General features: G+C 69.7%; 13 protein-coding genes and 1 pseudogene. 6 read left to right on the top strand and 8 right to left on the bottom strand.

Annotated elements, in window-relative coordinates; genetic code table 11:
* Positions 1-35 precede the first annotated feature (35 nt).
* Positions 36-3,830, bottom strand: a complete 3,795-nt coding sequence (locus OHA30_RS32925; RefSeq protein ID WP_328918089.1) for an nSTAND1 domain-containing NTPase — start codon at positions 3,828-3,830, stop codon at positions 36-38.
* Positions 3,831-4,111: 281 nt separating this feature from the next.
* Entirely contained in the window at positions 4,112-7,582 is a 3,471-nt protein-coding gene (locus tag OHA30_RS32920) for a discoidin domain-containing protein (RefSeq protein WP_328917520.1), read from the bottom strand.
* A gap of 583 nt (positions 7,583-8,165) precedes the next feature.
* Here OHA30_RS32920 and OHA30_RS32915 point away from each other — a divergent pair.
* From OHA30_RS32915 to OHA30_RS32905, 3 genes are all read left to right on the top strand, one after another.
* Positions 8,166-8,315 (top strand): hypothetical protein, encoded by a 150-nt coding sequence (locus OHA30_RS32915; RefSeq protein ID WP_328917519.1) that lies wholly within the window; start codon positions 8,166-8,168, stop codon positions 8,313-8,315.
* Positions 8,316-8,435: 120 nt separating this feature from the next.
* Positions 8,436-8,984 (top strand): hypothetical protein, encoded by a 549-nt coding sequence (locus OHA30_RS32910; protein WP_328917518.1) that lies wholly within the window; start codon positions 8,436-8,438, stop codon positions 8,982-8,984.
* An 854-nt stretch (positions 8,985-9,838) separates the two neighbouring features.
* Positions 9,839-10,018 carry a hypothetical protein gene (locus OHA30_RS32905; protein WP_328917517.1) on the top strand — a complete coding sequence of 60 codons (180 nt, stop codon included), beginning with the start codon at positions 9,839-9,841 and terminating at the stop codon, positions 10,016-10,018.
* Positions 10,019-10,404: 386 nt separating this feature from the next.
* Here the strand turns inward: OHA30_RS32905 and OHA30_RS32900 are convergent, their stop codons facing one another.
* The 4 genes from OHA30_RS32900 to OHA30_RS32885 form a co-directional block, all read right to left on the bottom strand.
* A complete protein-coding gene (locus OHA30_RS32900; protein ID WP_328915889.1) occupies positions 10,405-10,641 on the bottom strand; it encodes a helix-turn-helix domain-containing protein in 237 nt (78 codons plus the stop codon).
* A gap of 14 nt (positions 10,642-10,655) precedes the next feature.
* Positions 10,656-10,994 carry a helix-turn-helix domain-containing protein gene (locus OHA30_RS32895; protein WP_328917516.1) on the bottom strand — a complete coding sequence of 113 codons (339 nt, stop codon included), beginning with the start codon at positions 10,992-10,994 and terminating at the stop codon, positions 10,656-10,658.
* Positions 10,991-11,374, bottom strand: a complete 384-nt coding sequence (locus tag OHA30_RS32890; RefSeq protein ID WP_328915887.1) for a type II toxin-antitoxin system RelE/ParE family toxin — start codon at positions 11,372-11,374, stop codon at positions 10,991-10,993. Before OHA30_RS32890 ends, OHA30_RS32895 begins: the two co-directional genes overlap by 4 nt.
* 298 nt (positions 11,375-11,672) lie before the next feature.
* The gene (locus tag OHA30_RS32885; RefSeq protein ID WP_328917515.1) at positions 11,673-12,074 is read right to left on the bottom strand and encodes an Imm32 family immunity protein; all 402 of its coding nucleotides are present in this window, start codon (positions 12,072-12,074) and stop codon (positions 11,673-11,675) included.
* Positions 12,075-12,308: 234 nt separating this feature from the next.
* Here OHA30_RS32885 and OHA30_RS32880 point away from each other — a divergent pair.
* A pseudogene (locus tag OHA30_RS32880) lies at positions 12,309-13,155 on the top strand (tyrosine-type recombinase/integrase); the annotation flags it as partial.
* 406 nt (positions 13,156-13,561) lie between these two features.
* Here OHA30_RS32880 and OHA30_RS34145 read toward each other — a convergent pair.
* On the bottom strand, positions 13,562-13,729 hold the full coding sequence (locus OHA30_RS34145; RefSeq protein WP_443045122.1) for an SUKH-3 domain-containing protein: 168 nt from the start codon (positions 13,727-13,729) through the stop codon (positions 13,562-13,564).
* Positions 13,730-13,731: 2 nt separating this feature from the next.
* Positions 13,732-14,292, bottom strand: a complete 561-nt coding sequence (locus tag OHA30_RS32875) for a hypothetical protein (RefSeq protein ID WP_328917514.1) — start codon at positions 14,290-14,292, stop codon at positions 13,732-13,734.
* Positions 14,293-14,343: 51 nt separating this feature from the next.
* On the opposite strand from OHA30_RS32875, the gene OHA30_RS32870 reads away from it, so the two are divergent.
* Positions 14,344-15,639, top strand: a complete 1,296-nt coding sequence (locus OHA30_RS32870; RefSeq protein ID WP_328913034.1) for an ISAs1 family transposase — start codon at positions 14,344-14,346, stop codon at positions 15,637-15,639.
* 963 nt (positions 15,640-16,602) lie between these two features.
* Positions 16,603-17,793, top strand: coding sequence for a globin domain-containing protein (locus OHA30_RS32865; protein WP_328917513.1), 1,191 nt, complete (start codon positions 16,603-16,605; stop codon positions 17,791-17,793).
* Positions 17,794-17,902: the final 109 nt, after the last annotated feature.

Genomic DNA, 17,902 nt, shown 5'->3' with positions numbered 1-17,902 from the left:
GGTCCCGTACGGACTCGTACGGCAGCGGTGTCGCACTACCGGCAGGGCGCGGTGTAGGGCAGGTCGGGGAGGAAGCGGGCCCACTCCGCCGGCGTGATCGGGTCGCCGACGGTCGCGCATGCCCAGCGGGCGACCGAGTCCGGGTCGGTGTTCCACAGGTGTACGGCGTCGCCCCGGCCGCCGGCCGCCAGGGTCCGGCCGTCGGGACTGAAGCCGACGGTGAGCAGTCCGTCGCCGGACGACTTGAGCGTGGCGAGCAGGTCGGGCCGGCGGGGTTGGCGCAGGTCCCACAGCCAGACGGTGTGGTCGATGCTGCTGACGGCGAGCCGGTCGTCGCCGGGGGCGAAGGCCAGCTCGTAGATCTCGCCCACCGGTCCGACGAGGGGCGCGCCGACGAGGACCGGGGTGTCGGGCCGGGACAGGTCGACGAGCCGGACGGAGTAGTCGGCGCCGCCGAAGGCGAGGAGACGGCCGTCGTGGCTGAAGGCGGTGGCGTAGACGGCGCCGCCGAGTCCGCGGACGGTCGTCAGCAGCCGGGGGTGGTGGCGGTCGCGGACGTTCCACAGGTAGCCGCGGGCGTCTTCCCCGGCGAGGGCGAGCAGCTTCCCGTCCGGGCTGAACCGCACCCCGAAGGCGATGCCCGTAGGTCCGGTCATCGCCGCCAGGACGGCCGGGTGGGCCGGATCGGCGAGGTCGAGCAGATGGACCGAACCGTCGTCGGCGGAGACCGCGGCGGTCGACCCGTCGGCGCTCAGCGCGATGGCCTCGATCGTCGCGCGGGCGACGCGCACCGGCCGGCCGAGTGCCGCAGGGTGAGCCGGGTCGGCCATGTCGAACACGCTGACCGTCCCGTCGGTGGCGCCCCCCAGGGCCACATCCCCGTCCGGCGTCAGCGCGGAGGCACCCGCCAGGGGCGCCGAGCCGGGCACGTTGCCGATCGGCCCGGCGATGGCGGCCGGACGCTGCGGATCGGTGACGTCGAACAGGCGGAGCGTGCCGGCGCCGTCGCCGGCCAGCAGCCGGTGGCCGGTGGCGTCGAACGAGACGGAGAAGACCTGGCTCGTGCCCGTGGTGAGGACCGGTCCCGGCACGCTCCAGGAGCGCAGGACGCCGTCGCCGGCCAGGGTGTCCAGGGTGCCGGCGTCCTCGTAGGCGGCGGCGAGGACCGGCGCGGGCTGCGGCAGCGTGCCGAGCGGCTGCCGGGAACGCAGGTCCCACAGCCACAGCGAGGTGTCGGCGCTGCCGGCCGCGAGGGTGCGGTCGTCCGGGCTGAAGGTCACCGTGTTGATCCAACTGGCCGGTCCCGTCAGCGGTTTCCCCAGGGGAACCGGGCGCGCGGGGTCGCTGATGTCCCAGATACGGACGTTGTGCTCGGCGGCCGTGCCCGCCGCCAGCGTGTGCCCGTCGGGCGAGACGGCGATGGCGTAGATCTTGCTGGCGGCGCCGGTGAGGGCGGACAGCACGCGCGGCGGGCCGGCGCCGGAGACGTCCCAGAGCCGGACGCGCCGGTCGTCGCCGCCCGCGGCGAGGGTGCGGCCGTCGGGGGTGAACGCCACGGATGTGACCGCCTGGTGGGACCCGGTCAGGGCGGCGGGCGCGGAGGCTTCGCCGTCCACCCGCCACAGCCGGACCGTACCGTCGCCGCCGCTCGCGGCCAGCAGCCGGCCGTTCGCGCTGAAGGCCAGGCCCAGGACGGTTCGGGACGCCCCGGACGGCAGGGGCACCGGCACCGGGTGCGACGGGTCGGCGACGCGCCACACCGTGACACGGCCGGTGCTGTCGCCGGCGGCCAGCATCGTGCCGTCGGCGCTGAGGGCGAGGGCGGCCGGGGCCCGGCCGAGCGTCAGGCCGGGCCCGACGGGGACCGGCCCGCCGGCGGCACGGGGCCGCCACAGCCGCACCCGTCCGGCGGAGGTGCCCACCGCGACCAGCGAGGGGGTGGACGCGCTCACCACGGCGGAGCCGGGGTCGGCCCGCAGTCGGCGTGCGGTGGGCCGCGCGGACGAGTCGAGCAGCGACGCGCGGGCCTCCGGGGTCGCGGCCGTCCGGTACGCGGCCAGCGCCAACTGCGCCGCCAGTCCCGGGTCCTTGTCGCGCAGCCGGTCGGCGCGCTCCGCGGTCTGCCGCGACAGGGCCGTGCGCGTCTCGCGGTGCGCGGTGACGCCCACCCGGTGCGCGTAGGCGCCCGCCCCGGCCGCGACCAGCACGAGCGCCATCAGCAGGCTGGACATCTGGTAGCGGCGGCGTACGCGGCGCCGTTCCGCCGCCTCCCGGGCCGACGCGGCGTCGGACGAGGCGGTGAGGAACTGCCGTTCAAGCGGGTTGAGCGCGTCCCCGGAACCGGGCCCGGCCGCCCACTCCAGGGCTGCCGCGAGCGTCCCGCCCCGGTACAGGCCCTCCGCGGGGTGCTGCTCGTCACGCCACGCGCGGGCTGCCGCGGTGAGCCGGCCGTGGACGCGGTGGCCCTCCCGGTCGTCCTCCAGCCAGCCCCGTAATCGCGGCCACGCCGCCAGCAGGGCCTCGTGGGCGATCTCCACGGTCTGCTCGCCCGCGGTGAGCAGACGGCGGGTGACGAAGACGTCGAGGACCTCGGCCATGTCGTCGTCGGCGGCGGACTGCGGGACGGCGGCCGGTCGTACGGTGGCCGGGGTCGACTGTGCGGTGGCGTCGGCCGGTCCCGCGACGGCGGAGTGCGGGTCCGCGGGCGCCCGCGCGTCGAGGAGTTCGTCGAAGGCGACGCGGCGCCGGGTGTCCGCCGTGCTGTCGTCGGTCTTCACCAGACGGAGGAACAGGTGCCGCGCCACGGGCTGTTGACGGACCGGCAGGGACAGGAAGGCGACCTCCGCGGTCTGGGCGATGGCGCCCCGCACGCCGCCGGCGGCCCGGTAGTGGCGGACCCCTACCGAGGTGGCGCGCGGGTTCTCGGCTCGGGCCAGTTCCACGATGGCCTGGAGCGTGTACGACAGCAGCGGCAGCAGGCCCACTTCGCGTGTCGCGTCGGCGAGCAGCAGCTCGACCAGCCCGTCCTCCAGCTCCAGGCCGGCCAGCCGGGCGGGCTCGACGATCACCTCCCGCAGCTGGGCCGGGGCCATCGGCCCCACCGGGACCTGCCCCTGTTGCAGCGCCACCGCCAGCCGCGGGTAACGCAGCGCGCGACTGTAGAAGTCGGCGCGCAGACCGAGCACCACCGGGCCGGGGTGGTCCAGCAGCACGGCCATGAAGGCGAGGCGTTCGCTCTCCTCGGCGCACAGCGTGAAGAGCTCCTCGAACTGGTCGACCAGCACCACCGCGTCCCGCGCGGCCCCGGCGGCGTGCGACGCCCACTGGCGCAGCGGCGCCGCGCTGGGCGTCATCACCACCGACGGCCCCACCCGGGGCAGGAGCCCTGCCCGTAACAGGGACGACTTGCCCGACCCCGAAGGCCCCACCACGACGAGCGGCACACCCCGCCGACGGCAGCCGGCCAGGGTGTCCACCAACTGAGCGCTGAGGGCCTCCCGGCCGAAGAACACCCCGGCGTCGTCCGATCCGAACGCCTCCAGACCCCGGTACGGGTTCCACGTCGGCGCGGCGCCCCGCCTGGCCCGGGCCGGCAGCGTGCGCAGCGCCTCCAGCCACGCCTTCCGGGGCTCCCCCGCCGGAACCCCCAACGCGGCCAGCAGCGCGGCGAACTCGGCGTGCACGGCGAGCTGCGGCAGATGACGGCCGGAGCAGTAGCCCGCGATCGTGTTGAACCCCAGCCCGCACTCGTCGGCCAACGCGCGGTACGACTTTCCCGACGCCCTGCGCAGCGCGTCCAGGGCCCGCGCGAACTCCTCCGCTGTGTCGATGGCAGGTCCCTCCGTGGCGGTGTCGGCGCGGCCACGATACCGGCGGGGCCGGACACCCGCCGAGGGCGCGGACAGGCCGGCCGAAGCGCGGCCGACGGCCGGTGGCGGCCCTGCCGGTGACGGGCGCGGCGACGGACGCGGCCCGGCCGGACGGGACGCGGCGGCAGGAGCGCGGGCGGGGCGGCAGGAGCGCGGGCCGGGTCGGCGGCGGACGGAAGAACCGCGGGCCCGTGGGCCCGCCGTACCGGCCGCGGGACGGCGTCCGCCCCGCGGCCGGGCTGTCACCTGACGTTAGCGGTGACGGCGGAACTCAGGGTCAGGCTGCCGGTCAGCGGCAGGTTGCGGGACGAGTCTCCGACCAGGATCTGGTACGAACCCGCCGCCGCGACCCAGCTGTTGGACGCGGTGCTCCACGACGCCAGGTCATGGGCGCCGACCGTGAAGGTCACCGTCCCCGAGGCGCCCGGGGCCAGGGTGACGCGCTGGAATCCCTTCAACTGGTGGGGCGGTTCGCCCGCGGCGCCCGGATCCCCGACGTAGAGCTGGGCCACCTCGTCCCCCGCGCGGCTGCCGGTGTTGGTGACGGTCGCGGTGACCGTCGCCTGGCCGTTGGTCAGCGCGCCGACCTTCAGGTTGCTGAAGGAGAAGGAGGTGTAGGACAGACCGAAGCCGAAGGGGAACAGCGGGGTGACGTTGTTGGCGTCGTACCAGCGGTAGCCGACCTTCAGTCCCTCGGAGTACTGGACCACGCCGTTCGTACCCGGCCACTGGGCGGTGGTGTTGGCCGGGACCTGGGAGAGCGAGGTCGGGAAGGTCACCGGCAGGTGGCCGGAGGGGTTCACGTCGCCGAACAGGAGCGCGGCGATGGCCTGGCCCCACACCTGGCCGTCGTAGAAGCCCTCGAAGACGCCCGCGACCTGGCCCAGCCAGGGCATCAGGATGGCGGCGTTGTTGTTGAGCACGACGATCGTGCGCGGGTTGGCCGCGGCCACGGCGGCGATCAGGGCGTCCTGGCTGCCCGGGAGGTTGAGCGAGGCGTTGTCGGCCTCCTCGTGGCCGTAGTTGTCGCTGGCGAAGACGACCGCGACGTCCGAGGAACGGGCCAGCGCGGCGGCGGAGTTCTGGTCGCTGCCGTCGTTGTAGGTGACCTTGGCGGCGGTGTCGGCCAGCCGCTCCTGGATACCGATGATCGGCGTGTACGTGCCGGGGCTGGTGACGGTCCCGCTGCCGCCGCCGATGGTCTGCGCGCCCGGTCCCGCGTCCTGGCCGATCACCGCGACCGAGGAGAGGTTCGCGGGGTTCAGCGGCAGGGTGCCGTTGTTCTTCAGCAGGACCGTGCCCTCCTCGACGCCCTTGAGGGCGACCTGCGCGTGCGCCGGGGTGGTGACGATCGCGGTGTTGGAGCCGGAGGGCGCCTTGTCGAACATTCCGAAGCGGAACATCTGGGTGAGCACCCGCGAGACCATCGTGTCCACGGTGGTCTGGGTGACCTGGCCGTTCTGCACCGCCTGGACCAGGAAGTCGGCGAAGTAGTACCCGAAGGGCATCTCCACGGTCATGCCGTTGTTCGCGGAGTCCACGGTGGAGTGGGCGCCGCCCCAGTCGGAGGTCACGAAGCCGGTGAAGCCGGCCTGCTGGTAGAGGCCCTGGTTGAGGATCTGGGCGTTCTGGCAGGACGGGACGTTGTTGACGTTGCTGTAAGCGCACATCACCGAGGCCGCGCCGCCCTGGGTGATCGCGGTCTGGAACGCCGGCAGGTAGATCTCCTCCAGCGTCCGCGCGTCGACGTTGATGGTGCCGGCCGGCTGCTCGATGTTGTACGCGGCGGCGTGCTTGATCTGGGCCATCACGCCCTGGCTCTGGATGCCCTGGACATCGGCGGCGCCCATCTGACCTGACAGATAAGGGTCTTCGCCGAACGTCTCGAAGGCCCGGCCCCAGCGCGGGTCGCGCACGATGTTGATCGTCGGGCCGAGGGCGACGTTCACTCCCTTGCCCGCGAACTCCTGGCCGACCGCGGAACCGTAGTCCTGCTCGTACTTCGGGTCGAAGGTCGCGGCCGAGACCAGGCCGGACGGCATCTGGGTCACTCCGCCGAGCCCGTCACCGACGCCGGCCGGGCCGTCCTGGAGGTTGAGGTCGGGGATGCAGAGGGCCGGGTTGCCGACGATCTTGCCGATGTAGTCGGGGGAGCCGGTGCCGTGGAGCATGGCGACCTTCTGCTGCAACGTCATCTGGCCCATGAGCTGCGCGACGCGGGTGGCGGTCGCCGCGGTGGAGTTGACCCACGGGCAGTTCCCCGGGGCCGGCTTGACCGGCGGGGTGGGGATGGAGCCGGTCACGCCGCCGACGGTGTAGACCTGGAACTCCCACAGCGCGTCGCCGTATCCGGTGGCCCGCTTGGTGCCGTACACCCGGATGTAGCGGCCGGTGCCGGTGACGTCGAGCTTCTGCTTGCCGCCGGTGCCAGTGGTGGTGGAGTAGACCGAGGTCCAGTTCGTGCCGTTGTCGGAGACCTGGATCTGGAAGCCGCTGGCGTAGGCGTTCTCCCATTGCAGGACCACCTGGCAGATCGGCAGGCTCGCGCCCAGGTCGACCTGCAACCACTGCGGGTCCGCGAAGGCGCTGGCCCAGCGGGTCACGGTGCTGCCGTCCACCGCGTAGTTGGCCGCGTACGCGGGGTTGTCGTCCTGGACCGAGGACGCGGTGGCCGGGTGGCCCAGCGCGGCGTTGGTCGTACCGCAGGTGCCGCCGGTACCGCCTCCGCCGGTCGTACCGCCCGTGGTGCCGCCGGTGGTGGTGCCCCCGGTGGTGGTGCCGCTGCCGCCGGTACGGACCTGGAACTCCCACAGCGAGTAGCCGTAGCCGGTCGCCCGGGCCGTGCCGTACACCCGGATGTAGCGGCCGGTGCCCGAGACGGTCAGGGTCTGTGTGCCGCCGGTGCCGGTGGTGGTGGAGTAGACCGGGGTCCAGGTCGCGCCGTCACCGGACACCTGGATCTGGAACGCCGACGCGTAGGCCGCCTCCCATTGCAGGACGACCTGGCAGATCGGCACGCTGGCGCCCAGGTCGACCTGGAGCCACTGGGGGTCCGAAGCCGCGCTCGACCAGCGGGTGTTGGCATCACCGTCGACCGCCGCGCTCGCCGGGGTCCCGGCGTTCTCCACGGAGGAGGCGGTGGCCGGCCGGTCCAGCGCGGCGTTGGCCGTGCCGCAGGTGGTGCCGGTGCCGCCGCCGGAGGCGGAGCCGTAGACCTGGAACTCCCACAGGGAGTAGCCGTAGCCGGTGGCCCGCTTGGTGCCGTAGATTCGGACATAGCGCCCGGAACCGTTTACGGAAAGCGTCTGTGTGCCGCCCGTGCCGGTGGTGGTGGAGTAGACCGAGGTCCAGGTCGCGCCGTCACCGGACACCTGGATCTGGAAGCCGCTGGCGTAGGCGCTCTCCCATTGCAGGACCACCTGGGAGAGCGTCGCGCTCGCGCCGAGGTCGACCTGAAGCCACTGGGGGTCCGAAGCCGCGCTCGACCAGCGGGTGTTGACGTCACCGTCGACCGCCGCGCTCGCCGGGGTCCCGGCGTTCTCCACGGAGGAGGCGGTGGCCGGCTTGCCCTGCGACAGCAGCGTGGTGTCGGCGTGGGCCGGCCGCGCCGTACCGAACAGCGAGGCGATCAACGCCAGGACGGCGATGGGGGCGAGCCACACGGAGCGGAACATCCGGGCCGTACGGGGTCTGGCCCGATGACTGACGAACATGAATCTCCCTCACAGGTGAGATGGGGGGAAGCGAGAGAATTCGGTGCGGGGACCGCGATGGGCGAGGTACCGCCGGGGCGGAGCCCATCGGTGGAACGGGATTCGCGCGGGCGGTCGTTGGCGGCCGAGGGCCCGTACGGGGGCGCGGCGGCGGTCAAGGTCGGAAGGGCGGGCGGCTGCGCCGGGGGGCGGGAGAGCGCTCTCCAATGGGGAAGTGAACACGCGTGCTCCGGTCGCGTCAAGGCACACGCGCAACTTCACAGCCGGCCCCGGCGGCCCGCCCGCAACGGTGCTCGCGGCGAGGGCGGTCTTCGCGGAGTTGGAGCCAAGGCATGCGGGAACCTCGGCTACTCGAACCGCGTCTTCGTGACGGACCTGTCGGGCATTCTCTCGTGGAACATCAAGGGCAACCGCGGTCGGGGCAACCGCGGTCGGGGCAACGCCATCCGGCACTGCATCCGGCACTTCATCCGGCAGGCCGGTCCGACCTACTTCTTCGGCTGGAATGCCGCGGAGCGACTGGGCAACGCGCAGGAAGCAGGGGAGAAGTGCCGGCCCGGCGTGCGACGCTGCGACACAGAGAGTGGACCAGCACAGCAACTGGGTGGCCCGGGCCTTGGAGAGCGGCCGCTGGAACCGTTCGGAGACCCGGCGCTACTTGAACCGGGGCCAGTTGCTCCAGTACCTCTACAGCATCGGTGACTACCTCGACCGGGCTGGTTACCTCTGGTAGTAGAGACGGCCCCGGAGATCCCGCGCTGGACCGGAACGTGACACTGGGTCAGGTGCGGTTCCTCCCTCGCGGGCGGCTGCCGCACTTGGCCGCCCGTACGTGTCCCCACAGGAGCTACTTGTGCACCCCGCCCCCGCCCCCGTTTCCGCCCGGACCGCCGTGCTGCTGGCGGCAGTTGTCGTCCTGCCCTCGGTCACGGGTCTGAGCGCCTGCTCACTCATCGGTGACAGCTGCCACGGCACCACGGCCGCCAAAGCACAACTGGCAGCCCAGCCGATACTCTCCGCCGCACCGCACGGCGCCGCCGAGCCCGCGAACTACCACGGCGAGGGGACAACAACGGGCTGCGACGACGACAGTCCCGGAAAGGCATGGCTGCACGCCGACCGGGTATACGCGTACACCGGGACCCCGGGCGATGTCATCGGCTACTACGAGAAGACAGCCCCGGCGGCCGGCTGGCAGCGGGAGGACCCCGGGCCCGGCGCGCTGCCCGCCGAGGTGCAGGGGGTCTGCTGGACCAGGGCCGTGAAAGGCCGCCATCTGCTGCTCAGCGTGGACTTCCGCGTCAGCGGCTACACTCCCCCGCCCGCGATCGGCACCGGCCTGGCCTACGAAGTGTCGGTCGGCTCGAACAAGGACGGCACCCCGGCCCGGTGCTGGCGATAAGCGCACCGGCCCCGACTCTCGTGAGAGGACGGTTCGAGAGGTGACGCCCGTCGCGCCACCGAGGATGCCGAATTGCCGGCGGGCCGCTCCTTCGACTTGCCCGGAAGCACGCTCCGGGTCCCCATGAGCTGCCACGTGGACCACCCCTGGCCCGACGCGGTCGAATGACCGACTTCCACCCTGCGTTCCGCCCTGGAATGCCGCGCCGGTTGGGGGCATTCCAGGACGGTACGCCTGTGGCCGAACCATCACCTCGGCGTTCCACGCCGCCCGGTTGCGTGCGGGTTCCCGTGACCAACCGCTACGGGTACTTGCACCCCCGAAGCGGCTTGGAAGCGTTCGTCGACAAGGCTGCTCGGAGGCGGCGAACAGTCTGAGAGCGCGCTGTCGGATGACAGTAGTCGCGGTGATCGACAGTGGTGACGGTCCTGAGTGAGTCTCGCCAGGAGCGTTGCAGGAACCCGACAGCATCTCCGCCCGCTCCGCGTACACCCCGGCCACCGCCGCCGTTGCACGCTCGCTGCACAAATGGCCACCGCTCGGCCACCGGACGCCCCTGAATGCCGTCCAGCGAGGGGTCCGAGGGTTACCGTGGAGCCGCCTTCGGGATTCGGGCCCGAGACCTACGCATGACGAGTGCGCGAGCGGTCGTGACACGTCATGTCCGGCACTACCACTGAACCTTGTTTTGCCTAATCAGGAGGCATGCGTAGGGCTCTATCGTGTTGGCTCATGCCGGGGTGTCCAAGGCGTCCGCGCTCCCCTTGCGCTCCCCCGAACGCATGTGGCGGCCGCTGTTCGAGGCCGTACAGGATGTCTCCGGAGTCCTGTGAGTGGAGTCGTGTCACATCCCGATGGCCCAGCCCGTATTCCAGGCGCCCACCGCATCGGATCACCGCTTCGAACTCAACGTCACCGTCTACGCTCACGTTCGACTCCGCCTCCAACGCGACGTCATCGACACGCTCAACGACGTTCTTGGCCAGGCCGACGACGGCCCTGACGACCCACCCGTCGTGGCAGTCATCCGCTGACGTTCCCGTCACAAGCCCCTACGGCCCCTCCGGAATCCACGGATGCGTGCCATATCGGGGTACTCGATGAGGACCGCCTGAACTCTCCGAGCTTCTCAGAAATCTCGGCAAGCTCTTCCTCGTCAAACTCATTGATGACGCCCCCGGAAATGTCCACACCGAATCGAAATTTTCCTCGATCCAAGTGATCAAAAAACTTGTCATCGCGATAGGAGCCAGCTCCACGCAAGCGATTCACCAGTTCCTGATGATCACCAGTAGGACTCAGAAGGACGATGGTAGGACGCACTGTGGCTCCCTTCGTACTGAAGTCCACCGGTGTTGCCGTCCCTACTGCCGTCAACGGTCTGGATCACGCATGGAATTCTTGGGATTTGAGATCCACGTCAAGCGGCCTTGTCGTGCGGAGTGAGACTGATGCTCAAGTCGGCTCCAAGGGCGCGGGCCAGGCGGCGCAGCATCGGAAGGGTGGGCATCGTTCCGCCGGCTTCGAAGCGGGAGATCTGCGGCTGTTTCATTCCGCATCGCTCAGCCAGGTCGGCCTGGGACAGTCCGAGTTCAGTGCGCCGGTCGTGGACGAGTCTGCCCAGCTCTCGGGCGAGTGCTGTGGAGGCGTCGTGCATGGCTTCTCCCGGGTTCAGGCGGCCGGGGTGACGATGGTGACGGTGGGCTCGTCCCCGGGGGCGAGGTGCATGTCGACGGTGAGGTCCAGAGCGCGGGCCAGGCGCATGATGACAGCGATGGGCGGCAGTTCGGTGGCGGTCTCGATGCCTTCGATCTCGTCGGTGGTGGTGTGCAGGCGCTCGGCCAGGTCGGCCTCGCTCAGCCCGAGTTGCTTGCGCCGGTCGTAGACGGCCTTGCCCAGTGTCATGGCGAGGCTGGCTTCTTCGTAGACGCGGTCGTACTCGGGGTCGGCGTCGAGGTGTTCACCGACCAGCCGACGGTGGCGGCGGGTCCTCCATTCGCTGTGATTCATCGGTCCTCCTTGAGGTCACGGCTGTAGAGGTCGTGTTCAGCGGCTGCCTGGTGCTCGGCTTCGCACAGCCGTTGAGCGGCGTGCGCGCGGTCCACTTCGGCCTGCTCGCGCATCTTGCTCTTGCGGAACACGGTGAGCAGCACGATACGACGGTCGGGTGCGAGCCAGTAGGTAATGCGCTGGTGGGCGTCGCCGAGGCGGAAGCGCAGCTCGCGGAGCTTGCCGCCCAGGTGGCGGGAGTGCGGTTCGTCGAGCGTGGTGGGCTGCTCGGCGAGCAGGTCGGCGACGCGCTCGGCCTGCTTGTAGTGATGGGCGGGAATGTTCTCCAGCCACAGCCGCACCTCCGGCTCGATCTCGATCGAGTACCGCCCACTGTCCATAGCACCCATGATATATGGCACGGGGTGCGAGAGCGCGACTTCGTAGCTCAGGTCCTGTGCCATCGCCGCGACCGCCGCCACTCCAACGTCGCACACCCCAATACTCCCCCCCTTCGTCCTGATACCACGGAGCCGCCGCAAACCAGCGGGCACCGATCCGAGCCGTGTCCCGGCCTGGGGCGGTCTCCGCCAGGGCCCCGCGCCCTAACGGCCCCATCGGAAACCAATCCGATGGGGCCGCTGGGTAATGCATGGAAACCTAATAACCTCACTTCAAGGCCAGCTGCCCCCAGCCGCTTCATGGCACCTGAATTGCATCGCTGTCGATGGCGAGAACCAGCGATCCTGACCCTTCGGCCAGATAGTCATGTTCCGGAAAGTAGTCCACATGAAGATGGTCGCACCGATCTGCCTCCAAAGCGAAGCCTTCGATGTTCTCGGCAAGAAGAGAAATTGATTCCAATCTGCCTTCAACGTTCAGAGAATCACCGTCCGCAGAAGAAGAAATCCTGATATTTCCACTCGCTTGGTGAATTTCGATCCGCAACAACGATCTGCTGTAAGGGAACGGATCTGGTACCTTTTCCAAGATGGCTTCCCCCTCGCCGCTCCGCAGCTTTCGACCCAAAGCCAACAGCTCAAAGCGGGTTCCAGACAGCTCCAACTCCCCTGTCGAATCGCCGCGCAATACTTTCAGCATTACGTCTCCGTCAGTCGTCTATAGCCAGTAGCCGCCCGGCCGGATCGTGGATGGATTAATACCGGTGTGCGGATCCTTTAGCGGGCCACTTGTAACGGTCTTTCCATTGATCTGAGTTTCCAATTCAGATGCGGCCCCAGTTTCTGAACGTAAGCACTATTGGGGTTCACATCGAACCGCGCAATCTTCTGACCGCGTTACCGGACTCGTCGGTCGTCACGCTCACGCGGCCTCGACATCGCCCGCGACCAGCCCCAGCGCTGCGCGATCGGGAAGTGCTGCCGCAAGGGGCTCTCTCCTCTCATGCTGGCCTACGTGCACTCCGTCCTCAAGTCCGCACTGGAGCACGCCGCCCGCGAAGAGGAGATCCCCCGCAACGTCCACATGGGCACCCCCACCCCGCCGCTTCAACCGCCTGACGGCCTACGAAGCCCGCCAGTTCCTCGCCGGCGCCCAGGGGCACCGGCTCGCCGTCCTGTTCGAACTCGCCCTGCACTGGCCTACGCAAAGGCGAACTCCTGGGCCTGCGCTGGGAAGACCTCGACCTCGACGCGGGGGCACCGCAGACATCCCCCGCACACTCCAGCGCACCAGCGGCCTGACCACCCCGCCCACCAAGACCATCAGCTCGGAACGCCGATCGCCCTCCCCGCCCCCGTCGCCTCACTCCGCACTCACCGCGACCGGCAGGCCCCCGAGAAACAGCACACCGGCGCGCAGTGGATGGACAGCGGCCTCGTCTTCACCCGCCCCGACGGGCAATCCCATCGAACCCGCCACCCTCACCCGGCACTTCAACGTCCTGCTCCGCCGCTCCCGCCTGCGGGCAATCCGGTTCAACGGCCTGAGGCACTCCACCGCGACACTCCTCCTGGAGCAGGGCGTCGAACTGGTCGTCATCAAAGAGCTGTTGGGTCACGCTCACATCGGCGTGACGGCCATGGTGTACGCACACGTCCGCCTGCGTCTCCAACGCCAGGCCATCGATCTCCTCAGCCACACCCTCCACACCCTCCCCGAGGCCACGACCGAGCCCGAGGGCGGCGACGAACCACCACTATGTGCGGCATCCATCCACTGACGTTGCCGTCGACTACTGCCGTCGCCCCAACGCAGAAGCCCCGCCGGGACGCACCGGCGGGGCTTCAATTCACCGTCTCGAATTCATCGGGGCCACGGCTTTAGTCCCGGGTCAGAATGCAGGCATACCAGGGGCCGATCTGCGCAAACCGCCAACTCCAAAGCGTCTTCGATGGTAGAACCCATTCCCCAAATCCATCCAAGGCCAGCGGAAACCACCTTCCCACCGGTCTCCACGAAGACGCTCGAATAGCTGAGCCATTCGCCGATAGGAAAGTATTGCCCACCCAGGGCTTTCTCAATTTCCAATGCCAGGCCTCGCTGGCCCGCCCCAGCCGAAATGGGGTCGAAATTGAAAGGTTCATCGTTGCTGAAGTTCGGGCCAGATTTATTTACCGGCTCGACAATCAGACCTCCCAGCGCGACAAGAATTCTGCAGCCTTCGAATTTGGTTGATACCCCTCCTGCTGCAAGGAGTCGAGCCAAGGGCTGGCATCCACTCCCCGCTGGGGGTGCCAGCCGGCGTCACGAAGAGCCTGCAGCAGGTCGGGGCGCAACGAGTCAAATCTGATCATGATTAATAACCGATACCGAGGTTGTCCAGCAGTCGCTCGCATCGACCGCATGGAGTGGCTGGTTCACCATGCCCAGTCGTATTCGAAGTCGGCATGGAGTTGTTTCTCGACTTCACCATACGCATCGTACCTCCTCTGATCGCATCGGAGCCTTCAGCCTTCTGGGCCTGAATGAGACAGCTCACCTCGGCACAGCCTCCGTGATGACCAGCTTCTTCCAGAGCCTCCGCCAGGTCGCCGTCCGCCTGCTGACCGTGCTTGTTGCGGCCGTAATATTTCGCCCCCGAGGGAGACTCATACGGAATCGAATTCGTCCCTGGCTCATTACGCACAGAGTTGGCGTAATCCACAAGTGAATCGCAGTTGTGAACCAGTACCGGCGTATCGCCCGCCAGCACATAGTAGGTGTGGAGTTGGTCGGCGGTGAGGTTGTACCTGGCAGCCGCGCCGGGGGTGAGTTCGCCGGTGGGGACCCAGGTGTGGGTCAGGGCCCCGGCGAGTGCCTGGATTGTCCCGGCCTGGGGTGTTGATCTCGGTGGTGGGCCCCGGAAGCAGGTGAACACGGCACCTGTGGATCATGGAGTTCTCTACGCTGCAAGATCCACGAAGGTGCCGTGTTCGTTCCTCCATCATCCCCTGTCGCTGTCCCCGTGCCTCATGCGCCCTGCCTGGAGGCTCTCGGCGAGGGTGCCGCCAAGGAGCAAGTCCGCTGCCTGGTAGTCGAGTTCGAGTCGGTCACCGATCCGAGAGGGGCTTGCGGAGTGCGGTACCGGCTCTCCTCGCTGCTGGCCCTGGTGGTCTGCGCGATGACCTCGTCCGGCCACGACTCGATCACCGCGGCGGCGGAGTGGTGCCGACGTGCGACGCCGGAGGAACTGGCCGCCTTCGGCCTGCCCTACCACCCACTCCTTGGCCGCTACCGGGTGCCGAGCGAGAAGACCCTGCGCAGCGTCCTGGGGCGGCTCGATCCCGGTGAGATCAGCGCGGCCGGCTACGACTACCTCCGGCCTCTGCTGTCCGCACAGGCCCGCCGGCCGGATCCGGTGATGCCCGACGGTGGCACCGAGCGTGAACAGCGCCGGGCCCACCGGGCGGCCGCCCGCGCCGAGCCGGTACGGCTGCGACGGCGGGCGATCGCGGTGGACGGCAAGTGCCTGCGTGGCGCGAGGCGCCCGGACGGCAGCCGGGTCTTCGTCCTGTCCGCCGTCCGTCACGGCGACGGTGTCACGCTCGCCTCCCGGGAGATCGGCGCGAAGACCAACGAGATCCCCGAGTTCGCACCTCTCCTCGACCAGATCGATGACGCTGATCTCGCGGGAGTGGTCGTTACCGCCGATGCCCTCCACGCCCAACGCGACCACGCCACCTACCTGCGCGAACGCGGCGCTCACTACCTGCTGACCATCAAGAACAACCAGCGCGGCCAGGCCCGTCAGCTCCACGCCCTGCCCTGGAAAGTGATCCCCGTGATCCACCGCGACGACGCCCGGGGCCACGGCCGTCACGAGCAGCGGCTCGTGCAGGTCGTCACCGTCAACGGACTGCTCTTCCCGCACGCGGCCCAGGTCCTGCGCATCCAGCGCCGTCGCCGTCTCTACGGGGCGAAGAAATGGTCCAGCGAGACCGTCTACGCCATCACCGACCTGCCCACCGAGGAAGCGAACGCAGCCGAGATCGCGTCCTGGGCCCGCGGGCACTGGACCGTGGAAAATACCGTCCACTGGTGTCGAGATGTCACCTTCAACGAGGACAAGTCCCAGGTCAGGACCCACAACGCGCCCGCCGTACTCGCTGCCCTCCGCGACCTGATCCGCAGCGCGCTCAAGCTCGCCGGCTACGTCAACACCGCCGCCGGACGACGAGCCCACACCGAGCGCCCCCGCGTCCTCGCCCTCTACGGCATCACATGATCAAACCAGACGATCCAGGCACTCGCCGGGGCCCTGGGTGTGGGTGGTGTCGTCCCTGAAGGGGTGTTCGGTGGTGGCGTGGAGGGTGTTCTGACGGCCGGGGGTGCTCTCGACGACGACGTCGACCAGGTTGTCGTCGTGGTTGATGTGGGTAGCGGCGACCGACAGGACGCGTCCGAGTTACACGGTGTCGTCTTCAACTGCGACGGCTCGTGCCGGAGTTGGCCGATCTCAACCCTCGCCTGTCGGATCGTCGACGACGGGGGCGGGGTGGCGGACGGAGTCGTGGGGGCAGCGTTGTCGGCGCCCCGGCTGCTCGGATCGGCCGATCCGTGGCGGGACCGGTACGGGTCCGGTCCGGGTACGGGTCCGCCGGGGGCCCGCAGGTGCGCGGGGCCGTTTGAAAACAGCCGGGGCAATTGCGCCCCGGCCGGGCGCGCAATGGCCGAAATCCCACCCCTGTCACCGACATGGCAAGTACCGTGATAAGTGGCCAAATCCGGAAAGGGCGACCATTGTTGAGGATTTCAGCTGCCCTGAGCGCGCATTTTTGACACGGCAAGCCGACGCATTAGGGTGGCCCGTGGCTTTCCGACCGCGCCCGCACATCCGCACGTCAAGTACCGAGGAGCTACGTGACCACGCAGGCTTTCATCGCACGCGTGCGCCTGTCCGTGCTCCGCGGTCCACGGCGATTGCGCCGCCCGGCGGACGATACGAAGCAGGGCACGACAACGCTGTCGAGGCGCGTCGCGTGACGCGCCCGTCCGGTCCGCCATAAAGCCCGCAATATTTTTCGCCGATACCGAATCACAGTGAATCGAGGTGCGCCGAGTGATATTTTCCACCCGTGCATCGCGTCCCGGGAAAGGCCGTCGAGGCTCGGCGGCGGGCGGTGCGTCCGGCGGTCTCCCCCCGCTGCCGGAGCCCCCGCCGGCCCCGTTACCGCCACCGCCCGTCGCCATGCTCGAACCCCCGGTCCTGGTGCCGCTGGCGGACGACGAGATCGCCCTGCTGCGCGCGAGCGTGGACATCGTGGGCCCCTTCGCCGGGGAGATGACCGTCTACTTCTACGCGATCCTGTTCACCCGCTACCCGCAGGTGCGGCAGCTCTTTCCCGCCGACATGGACGTCCAGCGGGACCGGCTGCTGCGGGGGCTGCTCCGGATCGTGGACCTGGTCGACGACCCCGACAACCTGGTGCGCTTCTGCAGCCGGCTGGGCCGCGACCACCGCAAGTTCGGCGCCCTGGACGGGCATTACCCCGCCGTGGGGGAGTGCCTGCTGGCTTCCCTGGCACGGTTCGCCGGGCCCGCCTGGAGCGCGGACCTGGCGGGAGTGTGGACGCGCGCCTACCAACTGGTCGCCCAGGTCATGACGTTCGCCGCCGAGCAGGACGCCCTGGTGTCGCCCGCGGTGTGGCCGGCGGAGGTCATCCACCATGTGCAGCGCGGCCACGGCATCGCCGAGGTCACCCTGCGGCCGGAGAGCCCGTACCCGTACATCGCGGGGCAGTACGCCGGTGTCGAGACGCCCTGGCAGCCCAGGGCGTGGCGCTACTACTCCCCCGCGCACGCCCCGCGCGAGGACAACACACTCACCTTCCACGTACGGGCGGTGCCCGGCGGCCGTGTCAGCCAGGCGCTGGTGCACCGGGCCAAACCCGGCGACCAGGTCCAACTGGGCCCGGTCCAGGGCGACATGACGCTCGACCCGAACAGCGACCGCGACCTGGTCTGCGTGGCCGGCGGCACCGGCATGGCCCCCATCCGGGCCCTGGTCGAACAGGCCGCCCGCGACGGGACCGAGCGCTACGTCGATGTCTTCGTCGGCGCGCGTACCGCCGACGAGCTGTACGGACTCGACGACATGCTGCGGATGTCGCAGCGCCACCACTGGCTGTCGGTGCGCGCCGCCGTCTCCCACGAGCGGATCGTCGGGCTGGAAGGCACGCTGCCCGAGGTGCTGGGGCAGTTCGGGCCGTGGTACCAGCACGACGCCTTCCTGTCCGGCCCCGTGGAGATGGTCACCCAGGCCACCAACGCCCTGATCCGGCAGGGCGTGCCCAGGGAATGGATCCACCGCGACCCGTTCGACGTACCGGCGCTGGAGGCCGAACTGCTGCCCAGGAGAACACCGGAGGACGCCATGTGAGCCGCCGGAGCCGACCGTCGGCCGGTTGAGCCGCCCCCGCCGAAGCGCCGAGCACCGAGCGCCGAGCCCGCCGGCCGAGCGTCCGAGCGTCCGAGCGCCGAACGTCCGA

Origin of the sequence: Streptomyces sp. NBC_00223, assembly GCF_036199905.1 — a bacterium.
Lineage (GTDB): Bacteria > Actinomycetota > Actinomycetes > Streptomycetales > Streptomycetaceae > Actinacidiphila.
The sequence above is the reverse complement of the archived record's forward strand: the minus strand, read 5'-3'. Positions and strand labels throughout refer to the sequence as shown.